Source organism: Bacillus sp. OTU2372 (assembly GCF_038440275.1).
In the GTDB taxonomy this organism is placed as follows: Bacteria; Bacillota; Bacilli; order Bacillales; family Cytobacillaceae; genus Neobacillus; species Neobacillus bataviensis_B.
This window is the reverse complement of the sequence record NZ_JASATK010000007.1, coordinates 86,596-113,567: the sequence shown is the minus strand read 5'-3', so window position 1 is coordinate 113,567 and position 26,972 is coordinate 86,596. Positions and strand designations below refer to the sequence as shown.

The following is a 26,972-nucleotide window of genomic DNA, read 5'->3' as shown; positions in this document are numbered from 1 at the left end:
AGCCCATAAAACTAGATAATCCATATTCCTTATAGATATAATGAGGGTATCTAGTAAAATGGGGGTTATTTGATGAAAAATAAAGTACTAGTTGTCGATGATGAACAATCAATCGTGACCTTACTTCAATATAATTTAGAACAGGCTGGATTTGAAGTTGTTACAGCTATGGATGGGGCAGATGGAAAACGATTAGCCGAATCGGAGTCACCTGATATTATTATCTTAGACTTGATGCTGCCAAACATAGATGGAATGGATGTTTGCAAACAACTGCGTCAACAAAATATTATGACCCCAATCCTCATGTTAACTGCAAAAGACGATGAGCTTGATAAAATTATAGGACTCGAGCTTGGTGCTGATGATTATATGGTCAAGCCTTTTAGTCCGCGGGAGGTCATCGCCCGCGTCAAAGCCATTTTAAGAAGAACACAAATCCAAACAGAAACAGCAGCCGTAGACAATGATCAAACAGAAGAGCAGATTCAGATTGGGAAATTAACGATTTACCCAGGAAAATATGAAGCCTTTTTCCAAGAAAATCAATTGGAATTAACCTTGAAGGAATTTGAATTGCTCCTTTATCTTGGACAAAATAAAGGACGTGTATTGACCAGGGATCAATTGCTAAGTGCTGTTTGGAATTATGACTTTGCAGGCGATACTAGAATTGTCGATGTTCATATTTCACACCTTCGGGAAAAAATTGAAGAAGATACAAAAAAGCCTGCCTACATTAAAACGATCCGCGGCTTGGGCTATAAACTGGAGGGACCTAAAGGAGAATGATCAAGTTCCGCTCAAGGACTTTCATTGCATTAATTAGTTTACTTGTGGTTGTTTTAATTGGATTAGGTATATTGCTTGGGCAATTTTTTAAATATAATTTTTTAGATACGCTGAATGATAAAATAAAAGTAGAAATCTGGTGGCTTTTATCGGCTGGTTTCGGCACTGCAATAATTGTCACTGTGATTCTTGGAATCAGGATTACCACAAGGTACACAAAGCCGATTAAAGAGGCAACCGAAGTGGCAATTGAACTTGCGCATGGTAATTATCGTGCCCGTACAACAGTGAATAGGTTAAATGATACTGGAATGTTAGGTTCTTCAATTAACATGCTGGCAGAAAATCTACAGGAACTCACCAAAGTTCGAGATATGCAGCAGGACCGCTTGAGCGCTCTAATTGAAAATATGGGAGCTGGTTTAATCCTAATTGACAGCAGAGGGTATATTAATTTAATCAACAAGGGCTATATTGATATTTTTCATATCAATCCGAGTGAGTATCTAAATAAACAATATTATGAAGTTGTTGAATATGAAGAGATTTGTCAGCTTATTGCGGAGGTATTTCGTACGGAACAAAAAGTAAGTAAGCAATTACATTTACCTTTGCAGATAGAAAGAAAATATTTTATCGTTTATGGGGTTCCAATCATCGGTGCCAACAATGTCTGGAAGGGTGTATTGCTCGTATTTCACGATATATCCGAAATCAAAAAATTGGAACAAATGCGTAAGGATTTTGTTGCCAATGTTTCTCACGAATTAAAAACTCCAGTCACCTCGATAAAGGGTTTTACGGAAACCCTCCTAGATGGTGCGATGAATAACAAAGAAACCCTTCAATCGTTCCTCTCAATTATATTAAAAGAAAGCGACCGGCTGCAGTCACTGATTCAAGACCTTTTGGAGCTTTCAAAAATTGAGCAGCAAGGCTTTCAGTTAAATATTCAGTCGATTGATTTATATTCTCTTCTTCAAGATGTCCTAAAACTTTTGGAGGGGAAAGCTAATACGAAAAAAATTCAGTTCGAGTTTCACTGTAAACTGAACCAAGTCCGAATAAAAGGGGATTTGGATCGATTAAAGCAGGTGTTTATCAATCTAATCAATAATGCAATAACGTATACACCGGCTGATGGGGTGGTTAGTATAAACCTGCTAGACAGTGATGACAAGGTGCGTATTTCTGTAAAAGATACTGGAGTGGGCATCCGTAAAGAAGATATTCCCCGGATTTTTGAACGATTTTACCGGGTGGACCGAGCGAGAAGTCGAAACTCTGGTGGTACAGGCCTCGGCTTAGCTATTGTGAAACATTTAATGGAAGCCCATCACGGGAGCATAAGTGTAAAGAGTAAATTGGGCAAAGGCAGTGAATTTATCATTGAACTGCCAAAAGAAGTGATTTTGAAGGATGGTGAAAGTTAAATGGATAAGAAAAAGCTTGTGCTGATTGATGGGAATAGTATTGCTTATCGCGCCTTTTTTGCGCTCCCATTACTTAATAATGATAAAGGAATACATACAAATGCGGTTTATGGTTTTACAATGATGTTGATGAAAATATTGGAGGATGAAAAGCCGACCCATATGCTGGTTGCCTTTGATGCAGGTAAAACGACGTTTCGGCATAAAACCTTTGGCGAGTACAAAGGCGGCCGGCAAAAAACACCGCCTGAGCTGTCAGAGCAGTTCCCGTTCATTCGTGAGCTGTTGGATGCCTACGGTATTTCAAGGTATGAGCTCGAAAATTATGAAGCAGATGATATTATAGGTACGCTTTCGTTGACGGCTGAAAAGGATGGCTTTGAGGTAAAAGTCATTTCCGGTGATAAAGACTTGACACAGCTATCCTCGCCGATCACCACTGTCGGCATTACCAGAAAAGGAATAACAGATATTGAGGAATATACACCTGAGCATGTCGCAGATAAATACGGCCTGATTCCAGAGCAAATAATTGATATGAAAGGCTTGATGGGAGATGCATCTGATAATATCCCTGGAGTTCCGGGAGTAGGTGAAAAGACCGCCATTAAGCTTCTTAAAGAATTTTCTACCTTGGAAAACTTATTAGATTCCATTGACCAGGTAAGCGGGAACAAGCTGAAGGAAAAATTAGCTGAATTTAAAGAACAAGCTATAATGAGCAAAGAACTTGCGACCATTGAACGGCAAGCGCCGGTAGGAGTGGATTTGGATACGATTGCTTATGAAGGCTATACAAGAGAAAAACTAATCGGCTTATTTAAAGAATTAGGCTTCAACTCTTTACTGGAAAAGCTCGGGGATGAACCAATCGAAACAGTGGAACATGTGCTTGAGGATATCGACTACGTGATTCCAGAAGAAATTACGGAAGAGCTCTTTACTGATCTCAATTATTTCTATGTTGAAATGCTTGATGATAATTATCATTATGCCGATATTATTGGTTTTTCAATTGTGAATAAAAAAGGCCATTATTACTTGCCGACAGATCTAGCGTTAAAATCAGACGTTTTTAAAAAGTGGGCGGAGGATGAACAGAAAAAGAAAATTGTTTATGATGCCAAGCGCTCTGAGGTTTCTTTACGAAGATATGATATCCATTTAAAAGGAACTGATTTTGATATTCTAATGGCAGCATATTTGGTTAATCCATCGGAAAATATTGAAGATTTAGCCGCGATTGCCAAAAGGTATCAAATCCATAATATTCAATCAGACGAATCTTTTTATGGAAAAGGGGCGAAACGGAAGGTTCCTGAAACTGCAAAGCTTGCCGAACATCTTGTTCGAAAAAGCCTTGCCATGTCAGATTTAAGAGACAAACTCGAAGATGAATTAAGGGAAAATGAACAATACGAATTATTCGAGAAACTAGAAATGCCTTTATCGCTAATCTTAGCTGACATGGAATCTTGCGGTATTAGGGTAGAGCAGGATCGGCTGCAGATGATGGGGAAAGAACTCACACAGAGGCTCATTGAGATTGAGGAAAAGATATGTGAGTTAGCTGGTGAAAAGTTTAATATCAATTCCCCTAAACAATTGGGAGTGATCCTTTTTGAAAAATTAGGCTTGTATTCCTATAAGAAAACGAAGACTGGTCACTCAACATCAGCCGATGTATTAGAGAAATTAGCAGAGGATCATGAAATCATACAGTATATACTTTTATATCGCCAGCTCGGGAAGCTTCAATCCACTTATATTGAGGGACTGCTCAAAGTCATTAACCCAAAAACAGAAAAGGTCCATACAAGATACCAGCAAACATTAACAGCAACAGGCCGTTTAAGCTCAATCGACCCGAACCTGCAAAACATCCCGATTCGTCTTGAGGAAGGGCGGAAAATCCGGCAAGCATTTGTTCCTTCCGAAAAGGGCTGGGTCATTTTTGCAGCAGACTATTCGCAGATTGAATTGCGAGTGCTTGCCCATATAGCCGGTGATGAAAAGCTAATTGATGCTTTTAAGCACGATATGGATATCCATACGAAAACGGCGATGGAGGTATTTCATGTTGAAGAAGATGAGGTAACCTCTAATATGAGAAGACAGGCTAAGGCTGTAAACTTTGGAATTGTTTATGGAATCAGTGATTATGGACTTTCACAATCGTTAGGGATCACCAGGAAAGAAGCAGGACAGTTTATTGACCGTTATCTTCATACGTATCCAGGTGTTAAGGAATATATGGATGATATTATTCACTCTGCCCGACAAAAAGGGTATGTGACCACCTTAATGCAGAGGAGACGGTACCTTCCGGAAATTACTGCCCGTAATTTTAATTTACGGAGCTTTGCTGAAAGAACTGCGATGAACACTCCAATCCAAGGAACCGCCGCTGATATTATCAAAAAAGCTATGATTGATATGGACGAGGCCTTAAAGGATAAAGGTCTTCAAACACGTCTCTTACTCCAGGTTCATGACGAATTAATCTTTGAAGCTCCTGAGGAGGAGATTGAAATCCTGAAGAAATTAGTTCCTGATGTCATGGAAAATGCCCTTGAATTAAAAGTACCTTTGAAGGTTGACTATGCCTATGGCCCAACCTGGTTTGATGCTAAATAATAAGGAGGATCTACATTGCCGGAGCTTCCTGAAGTAGAAACCGTTAGAAAAACATTAAAACATCTAGTGCTTCATAAGGAAATTGCCAACATTACTGTCTATTGGCCTAAAATCATTAAAAATCCTGTTGAGGTGGAACAATTTATTGATGCCTTAAAAGGAGAAACAATCGTTGATATAGGCCGAAGAGGGAAATTTTTAATTATTTATACAGATCAATTTGCGTTGGTGTCTCATTTACGAATGGAGGGTAAATATGGTCTGTATCCAAAAGAAGAGCCTTTTGATAAGCACACACATGTGATTTTTCATTTTACTGATGATACCGAGCTAAGATATCGCGATGTGCGCAAATTTGGGACGATGCATCTCTATAAAAAGGGCGAAGAATTCGTACAGCCTCCATTGTTGGAACTTGGTCCTGAACCATTTTCGGAGGAGTTTACAAAGAAATACTTAGCTGAAAAATTAAAAAAGACTAATCGCAGGATTAAAACAGCCTTATTAGACCAAAAGTTGTTTGTTGGTCTTGGAAATATCTATGTTGATGAGGCTCTATTTCGTTCAGCTGTTCATCCTGAGCGGATTGCAAGTACGCTTAATGAAGAGGAAATATCAGTACTGCATGATGAGATTGTCGCGACCTTAAGGGAGGCGGTAACAAAAGGCGGCAGTACGATTCGTTCGTATGTAAACTCTCAAGGCCAAATCGGAATGTTTCAACTGGACTTATACGCATATGGAAGAAAAGGGGAAGCGTGTAAAAAATGCGGAACACCCCTAGAGAAAACCACTGTTGGCGGTCGGGGAACACACTATTGTCCGAACTGCCAGAGAATTTAATGTTTAACTTTGAAAACTGTCCAGCTCCAGCGCCTAGGGGCTCTTAGGTCTAAGCCAATCCGTCAAGAAGCTTAAAGAGCAACCTTCTCGCCGGCTCGTCTGTAGCCTTGCGCCCCTGTTCAAGGCGCTTCCGCTTTTCGTTAACATTGGATGGGCTCCTGCCATATACTATCGTAGTGATTACGGAGGAAGGAGCCCTAGACATCATGGTTCAGTTATTCTCACTTCTTATATTAGCTTTCGCTCTCAGCCTTGACAGCTTTAGCGTTGGCTTCACCTACGGGTTGAGGCAAATGGTTATGCCGCTTAAATCCGTTTTAATTATAGCTACCTGCTCGGCGGTCTCATTAATGATAGCCGTGTCAATCGGACATGGTCTGGAAAAGATACTATCACCGAAACTAACGGCAAGCCTTGGAGGGATCATCTTAATCGTCCTTGGTGCCTGTGTATTGTATCAGTTTTTTCGGCCTGAGAAAGAAAAAGAAGAGCTAACACAAGAAAAAACCATCGTTAACTTTGAAATCCGCTCTTTAGGAATCGCCATAAACATCCTAAAAAAGCCGATGTCTGCCGATTTTGACCAATCTGGAACCATTACAGGGATCGAAGCCTTAATGCTTGGCTTAGCCTTATCATTAGATTCTTTTGGTGCAGGGATTGGAGCAGCCATGCTTGGGTATTCTCCCTTTTCCTTAGCCTTTGCGGTCGCCGTCATGAGTTCTCTATTTGTTCTGTTAGGAATCAAAAGTGGCACATTTTTCCATAAATTTGACTGGATTCAAAAATTCACCTTCTTACCAGGAGTCTTATTAATCATCATTGGAGTTATGAAGTTATAAACCCAGAAAGGATTAGAACATGTCACTAGTTATTGGGCTAACAGGCGGAATTGCCAGTGGAAAAAGTACAGTTTCAAACATGTTGAAAGAAATGTCAATCACAGTTATCGATGCAGATGTAGAAGCCCGCTTAGCAGTAATGAAAGGTGAACCTGCTTATAAGAAAATAATTGCCGAATTTGGCGAGGGTATTCTTTTAGAAAATGGAGAAATCGACCGGCAAAAACTTGGCGCGATTATCTTTCATCAAGCTGACAAACGGAAGCGATTAAATGAAATCTCCCATCCGGAAGTAAGACGAAGAATGCTTGAACAAGTGGAGATTGCCAAAAGGAATAACGAAGAGGTTGTGGTCTTGGATATCCCCTTATTATTTGAAAGTAAACTAACCGCAATGGTTGAAAAAACGTTACTGGTTTATGTGGACATTGACATCCAATTGCAAAGATTAGTGGAAAGAAATAACCTAACCATCACAGATGCAGAAGCAAGAATCAGCTCTCAAATGCCCTTATCAGAAAAAATCAAGCTTGCAGATGCTGTAATTAATAATAATGGAACACTCGAAGAGACAAAGCAACAGCTCTTTACGGTATTAGATAAATGGGGCTTAAAACAAAAATAATCTATTGGAGAAGGCTTTAGCCTTCTTTTTTTGTTTAGAAAATGGTGTATCTGCACCTATTTAAAATTAATAAAAAAATTCCGCTATTTAATGATCACAATCAAACCTAAATATGTTATACTAATTACAACAATACTAGTTAATAGTATAACACTAATTCGGAAGGGGCCGTAAAATGAAAGCGAGAATTGCCATTAATGGATTTGGGAGAATTGGGAGGATGGTTTTTAGAAAAGCAATCCTTGAAAGTAATCTTGAGGTTGTAGCAATAAATGCGAGCTATCCGGCAGAAACATTAGCTCATCTAATTAAATATGATACAAATCATGGGCCATTTCAGGGGGATGTCATCCCTTTAGATAAAGAATTAATTGTCAATGGTAAAAGAGTTAAACTTATAAATAATCGTGTGCCTGAGGAATTACCATGGAGAGAACTTGGGATTGATATTGTTATTGAGGCAACGGGAAAATTTAATTCTCGTGAACAAGCTGCACTACATCTTGAAGCAGGCGCCAAAAAGGTTATTTTAACAGCACCAGGCAAAAATGAGGACGTTACCATTGTAATGGGAGTAAATGAAGATAGGCTTGATCTCACTCAGCATGATATTATCTCCAATGCCTCTTGTACTACAAACTGTCTTGCTCCCGTTGCAAAGGTGTTAGATGAAAAATTCGGTATTGAGTGTGGTTTAATGACAACCATCCACTCTTATACAAATGACCAAAAAAATATTGATAATCCACATAAAGACTTACGGAGAGCCCGTTCATGTGGACAATCTATCATTCCAACAACAACAGGGGCAGCCAAGGCTATTTCATTGGTACTGCCACAATTAAAAGGAAAACTCCATGGGATGGCATTGCGTGTGCCTACGCCAAATGTTTCGTTAGTGGACCTAGTGGTGGATTTAAAGTGTGATGTCACACTAGACGATATTAATCAGGCATTCTTAGAAGAAGCAAATGGCTCATTAAAAGGGATTTTGGATTTTACAATGGAACCTTTAGTATCTGTAGACTTTAATACAAACTCCCATTCTGCTATTATTGACGGCCTTTCGACGATGGTGATGGGAACGAGAAAAGTGAAAGTCTTAGCCTGGTATGATAATGAATGGGGCTATTCATCCAGAGTGGTCGATCTTGCCCTTTATGTGGCAGAGGGAATCGCCAAAATGTCGAAGGTGAAAGTCAGCTAACCATTTTTCCCAATCATTTATAAAAATGCTGTCGTTTGACAGCATTTTTTTAGTGGTTTAAAATAAAAAGCAACAAGAGGTGTACCAAATCGTACACCTCTTTTTATATTTTTATCAGAATGTTGTAAAATAGATAAAAAAGGAAGAATCCTGGAGGGTATGGCTACTATGGTGAATATTTTTACACGTTTTAAAAAACAAATCGAAACTTCTGATCGAAATACGGAAGACTCTTTAAAAACGCACTATTATAAGGCAACCTTTAATCAATTGTTTCAGTCTGTAGAAAAGTTATTTCATGATGATGCGGATTGCCGGGTAACTACAGTATCTAAAGATCATGGGGAGATTGCTGTTGAAATTAATAAACCGATCCCTTGCTTTCTTGTTGTAACCATTGTTTCTGTCAAACCATTGGAAACGGCAGTAGATTTTAATATTTCTTCCGAGAGTTTTTCCATCCTAGGCATGTATCCTCAGTTGAAAAAGAGGATTGAATCCTATTATGAAAAGATTAACAAACTACATAACCTTGTCGAAATAAGAAAAAACTCGTAATCCCCTACTTGTGTTAAAGTCTGCTTTTTTATAAGATAAACTTAAGGATTTTGTTCGGGATTATAGGCATGTTTTTTAGAAAAATATGAAACGTATCACGCCTTTGTCTTCGCCCCTTTGGGGGAAAACCAGTGGCAAGTTCTTTTATTCAGATTTGGAGTTGATTAACAATGAAGTGCCCTTCATGTCAAAATTACGGTACACGTGTGCTTGATTCCCGGCCTGTTGATGAAGGACGTGCAACACGGAGAAGAAGAGAATGCGAGGAATGCGGTTATCGGTTTACTACTTTTGAGAAGATAGAAGAGATTCCCCTGATTGTAGTGAAAAAGGAAGGAACAAGAGAAGAATTCAGCCGTGATAAAATCCTAAGGGGCCTGATTAAGGCGTGCGAGAAACGCCCTGTTGCTTTAAAGGAGTTAGAGGATATTACGCATGGAGTAGAGAAAGACCTTCGCAGCCAGGGCATTTCGGAAATCAAAAGTGAGGCTGTTGGCGAGATGGTTATGGACAGGCTTGCGCATGTAGATGAAGTTGCCTACGTACGATTTGCTTCCGTTTACCGCCAATTTAAGGATATCAATGTATTTATAGACGAACTAAAGGAATTAATAAAAAAGGAAAAATCGTAAAAGGAGCTAAAAATTTTGGCTCTTTTTCTTAATTTATACAGGGGAAGGGTTGAATTGATATGGCGCAGCATTGGCAGGAAATTCTTCCGATCGACCGTTATATGGTAGCAGCCGGAGGGCTGCTGCATGAATATGATCGGAAAGTGCTGACGTTTTTATATCAGCCTCTGATTGGGTCAACTTGCTTAAGTTTGTATATGACGCTTTGGGCAGAGCTTGAGGAAAATCGTCTTTGGTCAGAATCATCCACACACCATCTATTAATGAATCTCATGGGAATGAATTTAAAGGAAATTTACGAAGCACGCTTAAAGTTAGAGGGAATCGGGTTAATCAAGACCTTTGTCAAGACAGTTGATGAAGAGCGTTCCTTCATTTATGAGCTTCAGCCTCCTTTAAATCCGGAGCAGTTCTTTTTAGATGGAATGTTGAATATCTATTTGTTCCGAAAAATTGGGAAAAACCATTTTTCCCGGCTGAAACGGTTTTTTACTGATAAACAAAAGCCAAAGGAAGATGAATTTCAAAATGTAACAAAGGCATTCCAGGATGTGTTCGCCTCGGCCACACTTGGGAGCATGCAATATATCCAAGATGTTTCAGGGGAATTACAAACTGAAGAGGATGAACAATTTATTGGCCGTCAGGAGCAAAAGGGGATTCAAATGGATGTCGATACTTTTGATTTTGGTCTGCTAATGGCCGGATTAAATGAATCGCTTGTACCTAAAAAGGCATTAACGAAAAAAGTGAAAGAAGTCATTAGTAATCTTTCATTCCTCTATAATATTAATCCGATTGAAATGAAAAATTTAATTCTCGATGCTATTAATCCAAATAATGATATCGATCTCGAAGAATTACGAAAAGCAGCAAGGAACTGGTATCAATTTGAAAATAATGAGCAGTATCCAAGCTTAGTAGAACGGACACAGCCGCCAAGGTACCGAGTCCAATTGGACGAGCCAAAGACGAAGGAAGAAATGTTGGTCCGTTCGTTAGAAACTACCTCTCCCGTTAAGGTATTTAGAGATGCTTCACACGGAATTGAACCATCTGATGCCGAATTGAAAATTATTGAAGATGTGATGTTCAAGAAGAAATTACTGCCTGGTGTTGTAAATGTTCTCATCCAATATGTCCTGTTAAAAGCAGATTCGAAATTTACTAAGAATTATGTTGAGCAAATTGCCAGCCATTGGGCGCGTAAGGAAGTTAAAACTGTAAAAGAGGCAATGGAATTAGCTAGAAGTGAACATAGTAAGTACCTTTCTTGGGATAAAGAAAAGAAAAGCAGAAAAGCCTCTAATAAAAAGCCTATTAGGACAGAGCTCTTGCCCGATTGGTTTGATAAAGAACCAAAGAAAGAACCTGCAGAAGGTCCAGAAGAAAAAAATCCTGATTTAGAGGCTAAAAAACGTGAAATCGAAGAAATGTTAAAAGCAATCGAAGATTAAGAGGTGACATATGGAAAAGATAAACCGAACACTAAAACGGATAGCCTCAAGTGAAAACTTTCAAAAACGATACGAAAAAATGCGACAAGAAACGCTTTCGCACCCTGCTGTTAAATCGTTTATATTGGAACATCAAGATGAACTGAACAAGGATTCAATCGAAAAAGGCTTAAATAAGCTATATGAGTACATTAATCAAAGTAAAGAATGTAATAAGTGTGAGAGTCTTGATGGCTGTATCAATATGATGAAAGGATACCACCCGGAGTTAGTATTAGTAAGAAATACAATTGATGTCCGTTATGAAAGATGCCCAAGAAAAATAATGGATGAAGAAAAAAGGAAAAATGAAAAGTTAATTAAAAGTTTATATGTGCCTAAAGATATTTTGAATGCTACGTTTGAGGATTTAGAACATGATGATAATCGAATCGATGCAATTCAAAAATCACTTTCATTTATTTTAAACTATGAACAAGGGAAGCCGGCAAAGGGTTTATTTTTATATGGAGAATTTGGAGTAGGGAAATCATATTTACTTGGCGCCATTGCTAACAAGCTGGCCAAAAAACAAATTTCCTCGATGATCGTTTATGTCCCGGAATTATTGCGAGAAATGAAAAGTTCAATAGCCGATTCCACCTTAAACGAAAAAATTGAGGCCCTGAAAAAAGAACCGATTTTAATGCTGGATGATATCGGGGCGGAGGCTATGTCAAGCTGGACAAGGGATGAGGTTCTTGGACCTATCCTGCAGTTTCGGATGCTGGAAAGCCTTCCTACCTTTTTTACGTCAAATTTTGATTTAAAAGGGCTCGAGCACCATTTAACCTATAGCCAGCGTGGTGAGGAAGAGAAAATGAAAGCCCGGAGAATTATGGAAAGAATCCGTACCTTGAGCCAGCCTGTTTTAGTAGATGGGCCGAATAGGAGATAATATTAGTATAAATGGATTGCCGGTACTTCCGGCGGTCCTTTTTTTTATTTAAATAACATTTCTGCGGCCTAGCGTACTTCTATTTTGGCCAAGTCCCCCATATACATTAAACAGAGATTTTTCTAAAAAGGGGGGATTTGGTTGGCGGAAATTATCTTCCAAAGCAAGAAGGATGCGAAGCGGTTTTATAACCACTTGCTAACGTATTTACCATGCATTTCTGATGAAAAAACTATTCTTCTAATAGAAGATCGACATATAGTACAAGTTCTAGATGGCAGCTTTTCTAATGAAATGTTTCAAAAGGTGAAAACAGCCTTTTATCATTTTATTACCACCGTGAAACGTAATGACTGGTTTCGAGATATTATTAAGAATCACTATTTTTTTCACAATGAGGAAGAACAACAGCAGATTATCGAAATTATTTATTCCATCCTGGAAGGTCAAAGAGAGGACCTTGCCGTTTTCTTAAAGGAAGCCAATAATGAGACGTCTTTTATTGAGGATGCAGTTGATCAAATTTTTCACGGAAATGTTTCTTTATCCTTCGATTCCTTGCTAAAATTTCGCTTGCGGCCATACCTGCAGATGCTCGAAGAATATGTAGAACTCGCCATTGATGAATACAAAATGGAGCAGGAATATCAAATGTTTATCCAAATGCTCCGCGACTTTTTGGTAAAGCGGGAGCCGAAAATGGCCACCCTTCATGTATTATTTGACGAGGAAATTACGTTTTACAATGAGGAGCTGGCAGAAATTAAACGGGCGGAATTAACGAGAATGATTGACCGGAAATTATTAGTCAATCATCCGGTTTATGTTGATTCTGTTTCAATCGCACCACTCTTATCAATTGCTCCTACGTCTATTTATCTTTACACGAATAACCCGGATGAGCCGCTGGTAAGAACAATCAAAAATATTTTTGAAGAACGGGTGACGATTAAAAATTATACTGCCCTAAGAAGTTTGAAAAAATTGACAGCGGAACCAGGGTCATCAGAAAATCATGCATAAAATCATAAAATAATGTCAATATTTAGTTTGATGTACCTTGCATTTTTAAAAGTAAATCATTATAATAACGTACATAGCAAATATGTAGTAAAAGTAATGATAAGGACAACAGTATTTCTTTACGGTTTTTAGAGAGGAAGACCACCGGCTGAAAGTCTTCTAACACGGAATGAATACTTACCACCTTTAAACTTCAACAGTGAATTTTTCTTTTTTAGAAATTAGTAATTGTTGACGGTCTACAGCCGTTACCTGACCAAAGTCATTTTTAATTGTATTTATTAAAAATGAAAAATTGGGTGGAACCACGTGTTAATCAAAACTCGTCCCTATTCCTAGGGACGGGTTTTTTTATTTTTTAAAGCAGCCTACAAGGGCATAATGTCCAGGGCGCAAACAATTAAAGGAGGAGTTAATATGTCAGATGTTGTTAAGATTTCGTTTCCTGATGGGGCAGTAAAGGAGTTCCCTAAAGGGACAACAACAGAAGATATTGCCGCTTCCATCAGCCCGGGCCTAAAGAAAAAGGCAATTGCCGGTAAATGGAACGGACAAATGGTGGATCTTCGCCGTCCTATTCTAGAAGACGGTTCTATAGAAATTGTTGTACCTGACTCAAATGAGGCGTTGGAGGTATTGCGCCACAGTACAGCACATCTAATGGCACAAGCGGTAAGAAGACTTTATCCAGATGTCAATTTAGGTGTCGGCCCGGTTATTGAAGGCGGCTTCTATTATGACATGGACCTTGATGTATCGTTAACACCAGAGGATTTGCCAAAGATTGAAAAGGAAATGGCGAAAATCGTCAATGAAAATCTTGAAATTGTTCGTAAGGAAGTCAGCCGAGCTGAAGCGGTACAGCTTTTTAAAGAAGCTGGAGATCCTTACAAGCTTGAACTAATTGAAGCGATTCCGGATGAAGAAACAGTAACAATCTATGAGCAAGGTGAATTTTTCGATCTTTGCCGTGGTGTTCATGTCCCTTCTACTGGAAAAATCAAAGAATTTAAGCTATTAAGTATTGCAGGTGCTTATTGGCGTGGCAACAGCGATAATAAAATGCTGCAGCGTGTTTACGGTACTGCCTTCTTCAAGAAGGAAGACTTAAAAGAGCATCTTCGTTTATTAGAAGAAGCGAAAGAGCGTGATCATCGTAAAATTGGGAAAGAATTAAGTCTTTTTACAAGTAACCAATTAGTTGGTCAAGGCTTGCCGTTATGGCTTCCTAAAGGGGCGACTATCCGCCGTGTGATTGAACGTTACATCGTTGATAAAGAACAGCGTCTTGGTTATGACCACGTGTACACTCCAATTATGGGAAGCGTAGATTTATATAAAACTTCAGGTCACTGGGATCATTATCATGAAGACATGTTCCCGATTATGGAAATGGATAACGAGCAATTAGTGCTCCGCCCAATGAACTGTCCGCATCATATGATGGTGTACAAAAACAGCATGCACAGCTATCGTGAGCTTCCAATTCGGATTGCGGAGCTTGGGCTAATGCATCGTTACGAAATGTCAGGGGCATTAGCAGGATTACAGCGTGTCCGTGGGATGACATTAAATGATGCTCATATTTTTGTCCGTCCAGATCAAATTAAAGATGAATTCAAACGTGTTGTGAATTTAATTCTAGAAGTATATAAAGACTTTAATATTAACGATTATTCGTTCCGTCTTTCTTACCGCGATCCGCAAGATACTGAAAAGTATTTTGATGATGATGCGATGTGGGAAAAAGCACAAAGCATGTTGAAGGAAGCAATGGATGATCTTGGTCTTGATTATTTCGAAGCTGAAGGAGAAGCAGCCTTCTATGGTCCTAAGCTCGATGTGCAAGTAAGAACTGCACTTGGTAAAGATGAAACATTATCAACTGTTCAATTAGACTTCTTACTGCCTGAACGATTTGACTTGAATTATGTCGGGGAAGATGGCAAGCAGCATCGTCCTGTTGTTATTCACCGCGGCGTTGTATCAACAATGGAACGGTTTGTTGCTTACTTGATTGAAGAATACAAAGGTGCATTCCCTACTTGGCTTGCTCCAGTTCAGGTTCAAGTGATTCCAGTTTCTCCTGACGCTCATTATGAATATGCGAAACAGGTTCAGGAACAACTGCAAAATGAAGGCTTCCGTGTAGAATTAGATGGCCGTGATGAAAAGATCGGTTATAAAATCCGTGAAGCGCAAATGCTGAAAATACCATATATGCTCGTTGTTGGTGACAAAGAAGTGGAAGACAATGCTGTCAACGTCCGGAAATATGGAGAACAAAAATCAGAAACAAAGCCATTTGTTGATTTCCTTGCAGGACTTCTAGCAGAAGTAAAACGCGGCTAAGCTTAGTTTGAAAAAATACCACAGCCTTTTTGGGCTGTGGTATTTATTTTGAAAATATTCATTTAGAACTCGCTATTTTAGTCCTCTAGCTGGAACGTATGAGTAAAATGTGTCTTCCCGTTTTCATCTTGGATTTCAACAGTAGCCTGCTTATTTGCAGGGTCCATCTTAAACACACCGAAGTTGAAAAAATTACCTTCTGCGTATAATCTTTCAGGGCCAAAGGTTGTGTCCAAGGTGCCAGGATTAATTTTTACTGCGCCGATTGGACCACTGATGAGCTCATTATAGTCCGTTTTTCCATCTTGATTGGCATCATATTTAATGATTTCCGCAAAATGGACATCGGTGGTGACGAAAAAGACGTTTTTAATTCCTTTTTCGATAATGAAATCTGAGATTTTTTTGAACTCGTTCTCATAGCCTGTTGGGTCATTTGGATTTACATTGTCCCCATTTGCCCATCCATCCCTAGCCATTGCTTTTCCTGTTGGTACGGAGATTGGCACGGAAGTCGCTACCAGTTTCACTTTTGCATCCGACTCGAGAAGCTGCTGCTCCAGCCATTTTAACTGTTCATCACCTAGCATCTGTTTATCCGGTCCGTCAGCCTGTGTGTTAGGTGAGCGGTAACCGCGGTTGTTCAGGATAATCATATCCATGGTATTACCCCAAGAGTATTTATGATAAAGCTTGTCCGCTGAACTGCGCTCACTTGAAATCGGCCAATAGTCCTTAAACGCTCTTAATCCGGTTGGAGTAAGCTCCTGAGAAGGACCTGAAAAGTCATTGGTCACTTCATGATCATCCCAAATCGAGAACGTCCCTGTATTTTGCAAAAGACTGCGCAAACCAGCATCTGTACGGTTTTCTTTATATTTAGCCCAGAAATCCTGAACTGTTTTAGAAGGAGGGTTAGGGACAGCAGGTGTTTTATTATCTGCATAAATGGTGTCCCCGCTGAATAGGAAGAAGTCTGGATTTAAAGCAGACATTGCCTTGAAAGATTTATATGGCGGAATCTCTCCCTGGCCGCCAGTATCTCCACCCCAAACCATTGTCATTGGCTTTAAGCTGTTTTCCTCCGGTGCAGTTTTAAAGGATCCGGTAACCCTATACTTACTGGAAAGTGCATGAGCACGATAATAATATTTTGTATCGGCTTTTAAACCGTTGACCTCTAAATTTACCGTAAAATCATCCTCTTTAGAAGCATGACTGGTTTTTACGATTGTATCATTTTTAAAATTGCTGTCAGTTGAAATTTCGAATTGGACTTCTGCTTCTCCATTTGTACGAGCCCATAAAATGGCTGAAGAATTGGTTATATCACCACTTGCCACTCCATGTGAAATAAATGGCTTTTTTAATAAATCGTCCAACAGGTCAGGATTATTTGTGAATTCTCCATCAACACCAAGAGAGAGCATGGATACCAAATCGTCCTGAGAATTTACGGTCCAAGGATGGACGAGAAGTTTGTTTTGATGAGCAGCCTCCATGAGTTTTGGAACAACAAGCTCTTTGCTAGGACCTACACCTGCAGCATAATCAGAGATTCTCTGCATCTCTTGGTACACATCTTTGCCTGCCAGCATGGTCCCGGTATAAAGCTGAATCAGCTTTACTTTAGGAGCGAGGGTTTTTAACTTCCGCAGGCTATCCTCGCTAAATGATTCAAGAAAAAGCTTTTCATCATCCAAGGCATTGGTTCTTTTTAAGATTTCGATTACTTTCTCTTCCATACCGGGGTATACGTTTGGTGCTTTTGTTTCCATGTAAAGACCGACTTTTCCGTTTCCGTGTTGTTTGACAAAATCTATTGCTTCTTCAAGAGTTGGGACCTTTTGTCCGATGTACTCTGTTTTTGCTTTGTCTGGATATGCTTTATTGAACCATGAGCCCGCATCAAGTCGTTTGATTTCATCAAGTGTAAAATCCTTAACCCTCCATGGTGCACGGTCCGGATAGAGGTCCTTTGCATTAGTTGTTCGTGCCAAGGTTTCATCGTGCATAGCGATTAACTGGCCATCTTTGGTCATTTGTAAATCGAATTCCACATAATCCGCCTTCATCGTCATTGCTTGCTTATAGGCTGCAAGTGTATGTTCTGGACCGTATGCAGATGCCCCGCGATGAGCAATAACGGCTACATCAGAATTAATCGGGCGTAATGTAGATTGTCCATTGTCAGTAGCTGTAGTTTCAATTGGGTGAGCAAATACGGCTAAAGGAGCAGCAGAAGTTACCGAAAATGACAAACAAGCAAGACTGGCGATCAAACCTTTTTTCATTTCATATTCATCTCCTATAAGTTTATGTATTTCAAACATAAAACTATAGGAGATTTGTAAAGTGGGAATTACTAGAATATTAATCTTCTGTAAAAGGAGTATAAACAGTACCTTTTACCTATCAAACCCGCCTGTCGACAGCCTTTCGTGGAAGATTGTTGATTTAATAGCTGGTTGATAATCATGAATGAACAAGAGCATTTGGAAAGGCTATAACAGCATTTTTAGAAAAAAACTATTGAATAATTTTTGGTTTCTTGCTACAATAAATTTCGTTGTCAAAGAAAAATAGTTCGTTTGACAAGGAATCTTAGCTATGATATAGTTACTAAGGTAAAATTGAATACTTATTTTTGGGAAAAGAAGAAGCACCCGCTTCTCACCTGATTGACGCTAGTTAAGCAGTTGGCAGGTTTTACGTGAACTTTTTGTTTATTACTTATGTTCTGTAAAGTGTGGGTGTATTCATCCGCACTTTTTTGTTTGTTTACTTAAGAAATAGCACTTTTAAAAGTAATTCATGCCTGTCAATCAAATTAGGGTGTCAAACAATAAGGTGATCTTATTCTTGTACCCAGACGTTGTATTCTTGATAAAACCTTGGAGGTGGCTAATTATTAGCAAAGATATGTTGTTAAATGAGGGCATCCGTGCTCGTGAAGTTCGTTTAATTGACCAGAATGGCGAACAATTGGGGATTAAAACCAAATTCGAAGCATTGGAAATTGCCGGAAGAGTAAATCTTGATTTGGTACTTGTTGCACCAAATGCAAAGCCTCCGGTAGCCCGGATTATGGACTATGGCAAATTCAAATTCGAGAATCAAAAGAAAGAAAAAGAAGCTCGTAAGAATCAAAAGATTATTACTACTAAAGAAGTTCGTCTAAGCCCAACGATTGATGAACATGACTTTAATACAAAGCTTCGTAATGCCATAAAGTTTTTGGAAAAAGGCGACAAAGTAAAAGCGTCAATCCGTTTCAAAGGCCGGGCGATTACCCATAAAGAAATCGGTCAACGTGTTTTAGACCGTTTTTCCGAAGCGTGCAAGGAAGTTGCAACGATCGAATCACATCCTAAAATGGATGGACGAAGCATGTTCCTAGTTTTAGCACCTAAAAACGATAAGTAATATAGGGAGGACTATTACAATGCCAAAAATGAAAACTCACCGCGGCGCTGCAAAGCGTTTCAAGAAAACTGGTTCTGGTCAACTTAAGCGTGACCATGCTTATACAAGCCACTTATTCGCTAACAAATCAACAAAAGCTAAGCGTAAGCTTCGCAAAGCAGGTCTTGTTTCAAAAGGCGATTTCAAACGCATTCGTCATTTACTAACTTACGTAAAATAATTATAAGTGATCGATTTATTATAGGAGGGAAATTCCATGCCACGTGTAAAAGGCGGTACTGTTACCCGCAAACGTCGTAAAAGAGTTCTTAAATTAGCTAAAGGTTATTACGGTTCAAAACATACATTATATAAAGTTGCTAACCAACAGGTTATGAAATCATTACAATATGCTTTCCGTGACCGTCGTCAGGTTAAGCGTGATTTCCGCAAACTTTGGATTACTCGTATCAATGCAGCAGCTCGTATTAACGGTCTTTCTTACAGCCGTTTAATGCATGGCTTAAAGCTTGCTGGTATCGAAGTAAACCGCAAAATGCTTTCTGAACTTGCAATTAGCGATGCAAATGCATTTGCTGAATTAGCAAATGTAGCAAAACAACAATATAACAAGTAATTTATAAATGCCATTCTCTTTGTGAGGATGGCTTTTTCTATAAAAGGGGAAAATGGAATGAAACTATTCTTTATAGCAATGCTTGTCATGAACTTAGTTGGCCTTTTGATTATGGGGGAGGATAAAAAGCGAGCCAAAAACCATCAGTATAGAATTAGCGAGAGGACACTCTGGCTTGTGGCGATCTTTGGCGGGGCGATTGGAACAACAGCAGGAATGCAAGCTTTCCGTCATAAAACAAAACATACATCCTTTAAACTTGGCTTTCCAATTCTTGCAATCCTAGAGTTTATTATCTTCTTAAAAATACTCATCTAGAAAGTATCATACACGGCTAGTCTGTAGAAATTCATTCACAGGACTTTTCCAATGGATTTCCGCATTCGGATATTTTTCAAGTATTTTTTCAGTTAAATAAACGAAGTCATCTTTGATAAGTCCTTTTAGTGCTGCGGTCTGATCGGGCCAAATCAAGATTGATATAACATCAAAGCTATCATCCTTTACACCCATATATTTTTCGCCAACAAACACTACGCCTTTATAGGTTACAAAAAAGTTTTTTCTAATATCTTCATCATCAAGAAATAAAAAACGTTTATGTTTACGTGCCGAATCAAGTTTTCGGGACGAATTGAATAATGATTTGATCCCCAAGTAAATGATTGATAAAAGTAAGAACAACAATATGAAACGCAGCAACCAAATCATGGCTATGCCCCCTGTAACCAACCTATTTTTACTTGTAATACGATTTGAGTAGAAAGAAGTTTCACCTATTTATCGTTTTAATATATTTTTCTAAAGAAGGAGTGCTGTTCATGGAATTAAAGAAACTTTTTCAAATGCAAAGGGCATTGGATTCCCATATTGAAGAAAAACACAAGCTTGAAAATGAGGATTTGTTTGACAGGAAGGTGCTTGCTTTATTGGTCGAAATTGGTGAATTAGCGAATGAAACCCGATGCTTTAAGTTTTGGAGTGTGAAACCCTCGTCACCCAAAGACGTGGTATTAGAAGAATTTGTTGATGGGGTTCACTTTATCTTGTCACTAGGGATTGAGTGCGGTTTTGATCAAGAGTCAATCGCTATAAAGAATCAAGAATCAGTAAGAACTGTGACTGAGCAGTTTCTCCATGTCTATGAATCCATTAATCATTTTCAAAAAAGTAAGGCTTTTGATGATTATGTAGAATTAGTGGAGTCATATCTAAAGTTGTCATCATTATTAGGATTTACGAATGAGGATATAGAAAAGGCATATTTTTCAAAAAACGAAGTAAATTATCAAAGACAACAAAATAATTACTAGCAGAAAATTTGTAGCGGGTCGAATTCGTTTTGTATAATTAAGGTTGTTCATACCTATTAGGGGGTTTAAGCATGGCGAAACTAGATGAAACATTAACAATGTTAAAGGACTTAACAGATGCCAAAGGTATTCCCGGCAATGAGCGTGAAGTGCGCGAAATAATGAAAAAATACATATCTCCATATGCCGATGAAATCACTTCTGATGGACTGGGCAGTTTAATCGCCAAAAAAGTTGGGAAAGAGGGCGGCCCCAAAATTATGGTAGCCGGCCATTTGGATGAAGTAGGCTTTATGATTACACAAATCGACGACAAAGGCTTCCTTCGTTTTCAAACAGTTGGCGGCTGGTGGGGACAGGTTATGCTGGCCCAGCGCGTAACGATTGTGACAAGAAATGGTGAGGTAACAGGTATTATCGGTTCTAAGCCGCCGCACGTTTTATCAGCAGAAGCCCGCAAGAAGCCAATTGAGATCAAAGACATGTTTATTGATATTGGTGCCTCAAGCCGTGAAGAAGCGCAGGAGTGGGGTGTTCGTCCTGGCGACATGGTTGTCCCATATTTTGAATTTACCGTCATGAATAACGAAAAAATGTTATTGGCAAAAGCATGGGATAACCGAATTGGCTGTGCGATTGCCATTGATGTATTAAGGCAATTACAAGGGGTGGATCATCCAAACGTTGTCTATGGTGTCGGTGCTGTTCAAGAAGAGGTCGGTTTGCGTGGTGCGAAGACTGCGACTTATAAAATTCAACCGGATATCGGTTTTGCTGTTGACGTTGGTATTGCTGGTGATACTCCTGGAATCACTGAAAGAGAAGCCATGAGCAAAATGGGGAAAGGGCCGCAAGTCGTGGTTTATGATGCTTCTATGGTAGCACATAAAGGTCTGCGTGACTTTGTCACGGATACTGCGGATGAGTTGAATATTCCATATCAATTCGAATCGATCCCTGGCGGTGGTACAGATGCCGGTTCGATTCACTTGACGCATAATGGTGTACCAGCACTTGCAATCACGATTGCGACTCGTTATATCCACTCACATGCAGCCATGCTTCATCGTGATGATTACGAAAACGCGGTTAAATTGATTGTTGAAGTCATTAAGCGTCTAGATCGTGAGACGGTTGATAAGATTACCTTTGAATAAAAGTTTGTAGTCCCTCGGTTAGTCTTAGCCGAGGGACTTTTAGAATAAAAAAGCCGCCAAATTGGCAGCCTGTAAATTACTTTACGCCTTTTTCAAGGGTTTCAAGCATTTCTTTCTTCTCATCTTCTGATGAATTTTGCCAAATCACTTCAAATAATACCCCAAGTCCTGGAAGCATCTTTTCTTCGCCACTTTGAATCGCATCAACAATGGTATCTTCTAATTGATCTTGAGTATTACCGGAAACGTTGTGAAGAATCGCATTTCTTAGGTTTAAGTTCATTTTAATACCCTCCTTTTGTTAACCTTCATTCACTATTATGATTTCTAGGTTTTGGTTTTATTATGTAATATATTTAGGATATAATGAGAAAATCATATGAGCATTCTAAAGGAGACCTGTTTTGAAATACATAGAATCTGTCAATAATCCTAAGGTAAAACAATGGAAAAAGTTACTGACAAAAAAAGAGCGCGATAAGAGTGGTACTTTTATAGTGGAAGGCTTTCATTTGGTTGAGGAGGCATTAAAGCAAGGCGAACAAGTTTTAGAAATCATTGTTTCCGATAAAGTAGGACTGCCTCCACGCTGGGATGCTGAATCTATTCCAGTTACATCGGTTACGGAAGAAATCTCTACCTCATTATCTGAAACGGAAGCACCTCAAGGGATTTATGCGGTTTGCCGCCAATCCAATCAAGAGGTTCAGAATGCCAAAACGCTGTTGCTAATTGATGCCGTCCAGGACCCAGGTAATCTGGGTACAATGATTCGTACAGCCGATGCGGCCGGGATTGATGCGGTTGTGGTGGGACGCGGCAGTGTTGATATCTATAACTCGAAGGTCTTAAGGTCAGCACAGGGAAGCCATTTTCATCTGCCAATCATTCGAGGAGACCTTCATGAATGGATTAACAAGCTTCAAGATAAAAATATACCGGTTTATGGTACAGCACTTGAAGGTGCATCAGCTTATACGGATATTTCTAGCGGTGCTTCGTTTGCCCTTATCGTTGGTAACGAGGGCAATGGTGTCGCCAAAGATCTACTTTCAAGTACAACCGCCAACCTATATATCCCGATTTTCGGGAAAAGTGAATCATTAAATGTTGCGGTTGCGACAGGAATTCTGCTCTATTATTTAAAAAAATAGGCGGAATACGTTTGACCTTTTGCAGAAAAACGTTATATAATAATGAACAATTGAAAAAAGTTAAAAACGATGACGGAGAAAAGTATCTAGTTATCGACCATTTTAGGGAGAAAGTGCCGTGACTGCAAGCACTTTTATGGTTCTAGATTAGAGAAGTTCACCTCCTGAGTTGGCATCGGGACCACAATATAAAAGCTGTAGCTTGATCGTAGATTACTGTCCAGCTACAGCGCAAGGGCGCTTCCGCTTTTCGTGTAAAGATGCATCGGCACAGGCCGTTATTCGAATGAAGCGAACACAATGTTTTTTTTACATAACGTGTGTTTACAAGGGTGGTACCGCGAATTAACAAACCTCGTCCCTTTCCAGGGATGGGGTTTTTTTGTTTTTTATGACTACCTAAAGTGACCAATTACCATTAAGGAGGAATAGATGATATGCAAGAACGATTAAAGGAATTGCAGGAAGAGGCTCTTCAAAAAGTTGAGCAGTCTGCCAACTTAAAAGAATTAAATGACATCCGCGTTGCTTACCTAGGTAAAAAGGGGCCGATTACAGAAGTACTACGCGGAATGGGGAAGCTTTCAGCTGAAGAACGTCCAGTCATGGGGGCACTTGTAAATGAAGTGCGTGAAATCATTGCTGCTAAAATCGAAGCCAAACAAAAAGGGTTAGAAGAAGCTGCCGTTTTAGAAAAATTAGCATCTGAAAGCATCGATGTGACCCTTCCAGGCAGTCCAGTCAGGGTTGGGAACCACCATCCGTTGACAAGAATTATTGAGGAAATTGAAGACCTATTTATCGGCATGGGCTATCAAGTAGCCGAAGGTCCTGAGGTAGAGCAAGATTATTATAATTTCGAAGCTCTTAATTTACCAAAAGGCCACCCGGCCCGTGATATGCAGGACTCCTTTTATATTACAGAAGAAATCCTTCTTCGTACCCATACATCACCAGTCCAAGCACGGACAATGGAAAAGCATGAAGGCAAAGGACCAATTAAAATTATTTGCCCTGGTAAGGTATACCGCCGCGATAATGATGATGCGACACACTCTCATCAATTCATGCAAATTGAAGGTCTAGTTGTCGGTGAGAACATCCGCATGAGTGACTTAAAAGGTACATTAGAGGTTTTTGCGAAGAAAATGTTTGGTGAAGATCGTGAAATTCGACTCAGACCAAGTTTCTTCCCCTTCACAGAGCCTTCTGTTGAGATGGATATTTCTTGTAAAATTTGTGGCGGCCATGGCTGTAATGTATGTAAGAAAACAGGCTGGATTGAGATTTTAGGTGCAGGGATGGTTCATCCGAACGTGCTTGAAATGGCCGGCTACGATTCTAAAAAGTACACTGGATTCGCATTTGGTATGGGACCTGAGCGAATTGCGATGTTGAAATACGGTGTCGATGATATCCGTCATTTCTATACCAACGATGTACGATTCTTAAAACAGTTTTCAAAACACGAGTAAAACTAAATGCTGAAGCCCCTAGGCGCGGAAGCTGAATAATAGGAGGTTGGCGACATGTTCGTATCATATAAATGGCTGCAGGATTATATTGATTTAACAGGCGTAACAGCAGCTGAACTTGCTGAAAAAATTACAAAAAGCGGTATTGAAGTAGAAGGCGTAGAGGTCCTTAACGAAGGCATTAAAGGTGTAGTTATCGGTCATGTCCTTGAACGTGAACAGCATCCAAATGCTGATAAATTAAGCAAATGTTTGGTAGATATCGGAGCAGAACAGCCCGTTCAGATTATTTGCGGTGCACCGAATGTGGCACAAGGTCAAAAAGTAGCGGTTGCTACAGTGGGAGCTGTACTTCCTGGTAATTTTAAAATTAAAAAAGCGAAGCTTCGCGGAGAAGAGTCTAATGGAATGATTTGCTCCCTTACAGAGCTAGGTATGGAAGGGAAAATCGTTCCGAAAGAATATTCCGAGGGCATCTTTGTTTTTCCGGCAGAGACGGAAGTTGGCGTTGATGCATTAGCACAGCTTAATCGCGACGATGAAGTGTTAGAGCTAAGTTTAACCCCTAACCGTGCTGACTGCCTTAGTATGCTAGGTGTTGCCTATGAAGTGGCTGCTATCTTAGGAAGAGAAGTTAAGTTTCCAGAAACAGATCTTGAGGCAACAAATGAAAAAGCAGCAGATTATGTAAAAATCAATGTGGAAGCAAAAGAGGATAACCCACTTTACGTGGCTAAAATCATTAAAAATGTAAAAATTGGGCCTTCTCCACTGTGGATGCAAACACGCTTAATGACTGCTGGAATTCGTCCACACAATAATGTAGTTGATATTACAAACTATATTTTATTAGAATACGGCCAGCCATTACATGCATTTGATTATGACCGTTTAGGCTCAAAGGAAATCCTTGTCCGCCGTGCAGCTGATGGCGAAAAATTTGTAACCCTTGATGATGTGGAACGGACTTTAACTGTCGACCACCTTGTCATCACTAACGGAACAGAGCCAGTCGCTTTAGCTGGGGTAATGGGCGGCGCTAATTCAGAGGTTACTTCAGATACAACTACTGTTCTTTTAGAAGCAGCTTATTTCAATGGTCAGACTGTCCGTAAAGCATCAAAAGATCACGGTTTAAGAAGCGAAGCTAGTGCTCGTTTCGAAAAAGGCGTGGATCCAAACCGTGTTCGTGCTGCGGGTGAGCGTGCAGCCTACTTAATGGCTAAATATGCTGGCGGTCAAGTGCTGGAAGGTACATCAGAGGTTGATACACTTACGGTTGAACCTGCAGTTGTTTCCATTACACTTGAAAAAATTAATCGTGTCCTAGGCACAGATCTTCAAATGAACGATGTAAAAGAAATTTTTGATCGTTTGCAATTCCCTGTTAGTATCGAGCAAGATACCATTACAGTTACGGCGCCAACACGCCGCGGGGATATCAAAATTGAAGAGGATTTAGTGGAAGAGGTTGCCCGTCTTTACGGCTATGACGATATTCCAAAAACATTGCCCATTGGTTCGACAACTCCCGGCAAATTGTCCTCTTACCAGAAGAAACGCCGTGTAGTTCGTCAGTATCTTGAGGGAGCAGGGCTGTATCAAGCTGTAACCTATTCTTTAACAAGTGAGGAAAAAGCTGCTCAATACGCCCTTGAAAAACGCAACCCAATTCGTTTGGCAATGCCAATGAGTGAAGAACGCAGCGTACTTCGTTTGAGTATCATGCCACAATTACTAGAAGTATTAAAATACAATAGTGCCCGTCAAAACGACAGCTTAGCAGTGTATGAAACAGGTGCTGTATTCTTATCAAATGGGGAAGAAACACTTCCGGTTGAAAATGAGCATTTAGCAGGAGCTGTGACAGGTTTGTGGCATAGCCATTCATGGCAGGGTGAGAAGAAGGCAGTTAACTTCTTTGTTGTGAAAGGTATTTTAGAAGGAATGTTTGCAAAGCTTGGCCTAGAAGATCGAATTGTATATGTTCAGGCGCAAGTAGAAGGTATGCACCCTGGCCGTACTGCAGAAATCAAGTTGGACGGTGTAAGCGTTGGTTTCGTTGGCCAAGTACATCCAACCGTTCAAAAAGAACTGGATTTAAAAGATACCTATGTATTCGAACTTTCTTTACAATCAGTTCTTCAAGAAGAAACAGCACCATTACAATACAACAGCATCCCACGCTTCCCAACGATCACAAGAGACATTGCCCTAGTGGTAAACAGAGAAACGGTGTCAGGCACCCTAAAAGAGATTATTTTGTCTACAGGTGCACCGCTTCTACAGGAAGCTGTGGTGTTTGATTTGTATGAGGGTGAAAGAATGGAAGAAGGCAAGAAGTCGATTGCTTTCTCATTAAAGTATTTAGATCCTGAACGCACATTGACGGATGAAGAGGTAACGAAGGTCCATGAACGCGTGCTTGAAGCCTTAAAAGAAAAGGCTGGAGCCGTGCTTCGAGGATAATAATATTAAAAGCAAAAAGAGTAT

At 39.6% G+C, this 26,972-nt stretch carries 25 protein-coding genes and 3 other annotated features; of the genes, 22 read left to right on the top strand and 3 right to left on the bottom strand.

Annotated features, from left to right (window positions below; translation table 11 throughout):
- Window positions 1-72 precede the first annotated feature (72 nt).
- The 13 genes from AAHB15_RS13685 to thrS all read left to right on the top strand — a co-directional run bounded on the left by AAHB15_RS13685 (window position 73) and on the right by thrS (window position 15,338).
- Entirely contained in the window at window positions 73-792 is a 720-nt protein-coding gene (locus tag AAHB15_RS13685) for a response regulator transcription factor (protein WP_098532766.1), read from the top strand.
- Window positions 789-2,225 (top strand): two-component system histidine kinase PnpS, encoded by a 1,437-nt coding sequence (gene pnpS / locus AAHB15_RS13680; RefSeq protein ID WP_335571938.1) that lies wholly within the window; start codon window positions 789-791, stop codon window positions 2,223-2,225. The genes AAHB15_RS13685 and pnpS overlap by 4 nt, the downstream gene beginning before the upstream one ends.
- Window positions 2,226-4,862, top strand: a complete 2,637-nt coding sequence (gene polA / locus AAHB15_RS13675; RefSeq protein WP_342042615.1) for a DNA polymerase I — start codon at window positions 2,226-2,228, stop codon at window positions 4,860-4,862.
- A gap of 15 nt (window positions 4,863-4,877) precedes the next feature.
- Window positions 4,878-5,705, top strand: a complete 828-nt coding sequence (gene mutM / locus AAHB15_RS13670; RefSeq protein WP_335571936.1) for a DNA-formamidopyrimidine glycosylase — start codon at window positions 4,878-4,880, stop codon at window positions 5,703-5,705.
- A 206-nt stretch (window positions 5,706-5,911) separates the two neighbouring features.
- On the top strand, window positions 5,912-6,547 hold the full coding sequence (gene ytaF, locus AAHB15_RS13665; protein ID WP_335571956.1) for a sporulation membrane protein YtaF: 636 nt from the start codon (window positions 5,912-5,914) through the stop codon (window positions 6,545-6,547).
- A gap of 19 nt (window positions 6,548-6,566) precedes the next feature.
- Window positions 6,567-7,172, top strand: coding sequence for a dephospho-CoA kinase (gene coaE, locus AAHB15_RS13660; RefSeq protein ID WP_342042614.1), 606 nt, complete (start codon window positions 6,567-6,569; stop codon window positions 7,170-7,172).
- A gap of 175 nt (window positions 7,173-7,347) precedes the next feature.
- On the top strand, window positions 7,348-8,379 hold the full coding sequence (locus AAHB15_RS13655) for a glyceraldehyde-3-phosphate dehydrogenase (protein WP_342042612.1): 1,032 nt from the start codon (window positions 7,348-7,350) through the stop codon (window positions 8,377-8,379).
- A gap of 168 nt (window positions 8,380-8,547) precedes the next feature.
- Window positions 8,548-8,937 (top strand): hypothetical protein, encoded by a 390-nt coding sequence (locus AAHB15_RS13650; RefSeq protein ID WP_098532754.1) that lies wholly within the window; start codon window positions 8,548-8,550, stop codon window positions 8,935-8,937.
- Between the two features lie 170 nt (window positions 8,938-9,107).
- Entirely contained in the window at window positions 9,108-9,569 is a 462-nt protein-coding gene (gene nrdR / locus AAHB15_RS13645; RefSeq protein ID WP_144564449.1) for a transcriptional regulator NrdR, read from the top strand.
- A 59-nt stretch (window positions 9,570-9,628) separates the two neighbouring features.
- On the top strand, window positions 9,629-11,026 hold the full coding sequence (locus AAHB15_RS13640) for a replication initiation and membrane attachment family protein (protein ID WP_335571933.1): 1,398 nt from the start codon (window positions 9,629-9,631) through the stop codon (window positions 11,024-11,026).
- A 10-nt stretch (window positions 11,027-11,036) separates the two neighbouring features.
- Window positions 11,037-11,963: a primosomal protein DnaI gene (gene dnaI / locus AAHB15_RS13635; protein ID WP_335571932.1), complete on the top strand. Its 927-nt coding sequence runs from the start codon at window positions 11,037-11,039 to the stop codon at window positions 11,961-11,963.
- 141 nt (window positions 11,964-12,104) lie between these two features.
- The gene (gene ytxC, locus AAHB15_RS13630) at window positions 12,105-12,986 is read left to right on the top strand and encodes a putative sporulation protein YtxC (protein WP_335571931.1); all 882 of its coding nucleotides are present in this window, start codon (window positions 12,105-12,107) and stop codon (window positions 12,984-12,986) included.
- An 87-nt stretch (window positions 12,987-13,073) separates the two neighbouring features.
- Window positions 13,074-13,320 (top strand) — a binding site (T-box leader).
- 83 nt (window positions 13,321-13,403) lie between these two features.
- Window positions 13,404-15,338, top strand: a complete 1,935-nt coding sequence (thrS, locus tag AAHB15_RS13625; RefSeq protein ID WP_335571930.1) for a threonine--tRNA ligase — start codon at window positions 13,404-13,406, stop codon at window positions 15,336-15,338.
- Window positions 15,339-15,415: 77 nt separating this feature from the next.
- Here thrS and AAHB15_RS13620 read toward each other — a convergent pair whose 3' ends face one another.
- On the bottom strand, window positions 15,416-17,632 hold the full coding sequence (locus tag AAHB15_RS13620; protein ID WP_342042611.1) for a glycerophosphodiester phosphodiesterase family protein: 2,217 nt from the start codon (window positions 17,630-17,632) through the stop codon (window positions 15,416-15,418).
- A 354-nt stretch (window positions 17,633-17,986) separates the two neighbouring features.
- Window positions 17,987-18,119, top strand: a sequence feature (ribosomal protein L20 leader region).
- A 126-nt stretch (window positions 18,120-18,245) separates the two neighbouring features.
- Here AAHB15_RS13620 and infC point away from each other — a divergent pair.
- Genes infC through AAHB15_RS13600 form a run of 4 tightly spaced genes read left to right on the top strand, consistent with a single transcriptional unit; the run spans window position 18,246 to window position 19,698 of the window.
- Window positions 18,246-18,764, top strand: coding sequence for a translation initiation factor IF-3 (gene infC / locus AAHB15_RS13615; RefSeq protein WP_176541431.1), 519 nt, complete (start codon window positions 18,246-18,248; stop codon window positions 18,762-18,764).
- Between the two features lie 19 nt (window positions 18,765-18,783).
- Window positions 18,784-18,984, top strand: a complete 201-nt coding sequence (gene rpmI, locus AAHB15_RS13610; protein WP_098532742.1) for a 50S ribosomal protein L35 — start codon at window positions 18,784-18,786, stop codon at window positions 18,982-18,984.
- A gap of 36 nt (window positions 18,985-19,020) precedes the next feature.
- Entirely contained in the window at window positions 19,021-19,380 is a 360-nt protein-coding gene (gene rplT / locus AAHB15_RS13605; protein ID WP_098532740.1) for a 50S ribosomal protein L20, read from the top strand.
- Window positions 19,381-19,437: 57 nt separating this feature from the next.
- A complete protein-coding gene (locus AAHB15_RS13600) occupies window positions 19,438-19,698 on the top strand; it encodes a DUF1294 domain-containing protein (RefSeq protein ID WP_335571928.1) in 261 nt (86 codons plus the stop codon).
- Window positions 19,699-19,704: 6 nt separating this feature from the next.
- On the opposite strand, the gene AAHB15_RS13595 is transcribed toward AAHB15_RS13600, so the two are convergent.
- Window positions 19,705-20,091, bottom strand: coding sequence for a sigma-w pathway protein ysdB (locus AAHB15_RS13595; protein WP_335571927.1), 387 nt, complete (start codon window positions 20,089-20,091; stop codon window positions 19,705-19,707).
- 110 nt (window positions 20,092-20,201) lie between these two features.
- On the opposite strand from AAHB15_RS13595, the gene AAHB15_RS13590 reads away from it, so the two are divergent.
- Together AAHB15_RS13590 and AAHB15_RS13585 are read left to right on the top strand one after the other, a co-directional pair.
- Entirely contained in the window at window positions 20,202-20,693 is a 492-nt protein-coding gene (locus tag AAHB15_RS13590; protein ID WP_335571926.1) for a dUTP diphosphatase, read from the top strand.
- Window positions 20,694-20,764: 71 nt separating this feature from the next.
- The gene (locus AAHB15_RS13585; protein WP_098532733.1) at window positions 20,765-21,850 is read left to right on the top strand and encodes a M42 family metallopeptidase; all 1,086 of its coding nucleotides are present in this window, start codon (window positions 20,765-20,767) and stop codon (window positions 21,848-21,850) included.
- Window positions 21,851-21,926: 76 nt separating this feature from the next.
- Here the strand turns inward: AAHB15_RS13585 and sspI are convergent, their stop codons facing one another.
- A complete protein-coding gene (sspI, locus tag AAHB15_RS13580) occupies window positions 21,927-22,133 on the bottom strand; it encodes a small acid-soluble spore protein SspI (RefSeq protein WP_098526887.1) in 207 nt (68 codons plus the stop codon).
- Window positions 22,134-22,254: 121 nt separating this feature from the next.
- Between sspI and AAHB15_RS13575 the strand changes: the two genes are divergently transcribed.
- The 3 genes from AAHB15_RS13575 (at window position 22,255) to pheT (ending at window position 26,948) form a co-directional block, all read left to right on the top strand.
- Window positions 22,255-23,004, top strand: coding sequence for a TrmH family RNA methyltransferase (locus tag AAHB15_RS13575; protein WP_342042610.1), 750 nt, complete (start codon window positions 22,255-22,257; stop codon window positions 23,002-23,004).
- A 60-nt stretch (window positions 23,005-23,064) separates the two neighbouring features.
- Window positions 23,065-23,370, top strand: a binding site (T-box leader).
- A gap of 71 nt (window positions 23,371-23,441) precedes the next feature.
- Window positions 23,442-24,479, top strand: coding sequence for a phenylalanine--tRNA ligase subunit alpha (pheS, locus tag AAHB15_RS13570; RefSeq protein WP_098526889.1), 1,038 nt, complete (start codon window positions 23,442-23,444; stop codon window positions 24,477-24,479).
- Between the two features lie 54 nt (window positions 24,480-24,533).
- Complete coding sequence (pheT, locus tag AAHB15_RS13565) at window positions 24,534-26,948, top strand: phenylalanine--tRNA ligase subunit beta (RefSeq protein WP_335571923.1); 2,415 nt, start codon at window positions 24,534-24,536, stop codon at window positions 26,946-26,948.
- The last annotated feature ends 24 nt before the right edge of the window (window positions 26,949-26,972 follow it).

Coding starts and splice junctions, on each gene's coding strand:
- AAHB15_RS13685 (WP_098532766.1), top strand. CDS start 73: ATGAAAAATAAAGTACTAGTTGTCGATGATGAACAATCAATCGTGACC.
- pnpS (WP_335571938.1), top strand. CDS start 789: ATGATCAAGTTCCGCTCAAGGACTTTCATTGCATTAATTAGTTTACTT.
- polA (WP_342042615.1), top strand. CDS start 2,226: ATGGATAAGAAAAAGCTTGTGCTGATTGATGGGAATAGTATTGCTTAT.
- ytaF (WP_335571956.1), top strand. CDS start 5,912: ATGGTTCAGTTATTCTCACTTCTTATATTAGCTTTCGCTCTCAGCCTT.
- coaE (WP_342042614.1), top strand. CDS start 6,567: ATGTCACTAGTTATTGGGCTAACAGGCGGAATTGCCAGTGGAAAAAGT.
- AAHB15_RS13655 (WP_342042612.1), top strand. CDS start 7,348: ATGAAAGCGAGAATTGCCATTAATGGATTTGGGAGAATTGGGAGGATG.
- AAHB15_RS13650 (WP_098532754.1), top strand. CDS start 8,548: ATGGTGAATATTTTTACACGTTTTAAAAAACAAATCGAAACTTCTGAT.
- nrdR (WP_144564449.1), top strand. CDS start 9,108: ATGAAGTGCCCTTCATGTCAAAATTACGGTACACGTGTGCTTGATTCC.
- AAHB15_RS13640 (WP_335571933.1), top strand. CDS start 9,629: ATGGCGCAGCATTGGCAGGAAATTCTTCCGATCGACCGTTATATGGTA.
- dnaI (WP_335571932.1), top strand. CDS start 11,037: ATGGAAAAGATAAACCGAACACTAAAACGGATAGCCTCAAGTGAAAAC.
- thrS (WP_335571930.1), top strand. CDS start 13,404: ATGTCAGATGTTGTTAAGATTTCGTTTCCTGATGGGGCAGTAAAGGAG.
- AAHB15_RS13620 (WP_342042611.1), bottom strand. CDS start 17,632: ATGAAAAAAGGTTTGATCGCCAGTCTTGCTTGTTTGTCATTTTCGGTA.
- rpmI (WP_098532742.1), top strand. CDS start 18,784: ATGCCAAAAATGAAAACTCACCGCGGCGCTGCAAAGCGTTTCAAGAAA.
- rplT (WP_098532740.1), top strand. CDS start 19,021: ATGCCACGTGTAAAAGGCGGTACTGTTACCCGCAAACGTCGTAAAAGA.
- AAHB15_RS13600 (WP_335571928.1), top strand. CDS start 19,438: ATGAAACTATTCTTTATAGCAATGCTTGTCATGAACTTAGTTGGCCTT.
- AAHB15_RS13595 (WP_335571927.1), bottom strand. CDS start 20,091: ATGATTTGGTTGCTGCGTTTCATATTGTTGTTCTTACTTTTATCAATC.
- AAHB15_RS13590 (WP_335571926.1), top strand. CDS start 20,202: ATGGAATTAAAGAAACTTTTTCAAATGCAAAGGGCATTGGATTCCCAT.
- AAHB15_RS13585 (WP_098532733.1), top strand. CDS start 20,765: ATGGCGAAACTAGATGAAACATTAACAATGTTAAAGGACTTAACAGAT.
- sspI (WP_098526887.1), bottom strand. CDS start 22,133: ATGAACTTAAACCTAAGAAATGCGATTCTTCACAACGTTTCCGGTAAT.
- pheS (WP_098526889.1), top strand. CDS start 23,442: ATGCAAGAACGATTAAAGGAATTGCAGGAAGAGGCTCTTCAAAAAGTT.
- pheT (WP_335571923.1), top strand. CDS start 24,534: ATGTTCGTATCATATAAATGGCTGCAGGATTATATTGATTTAACAGGC.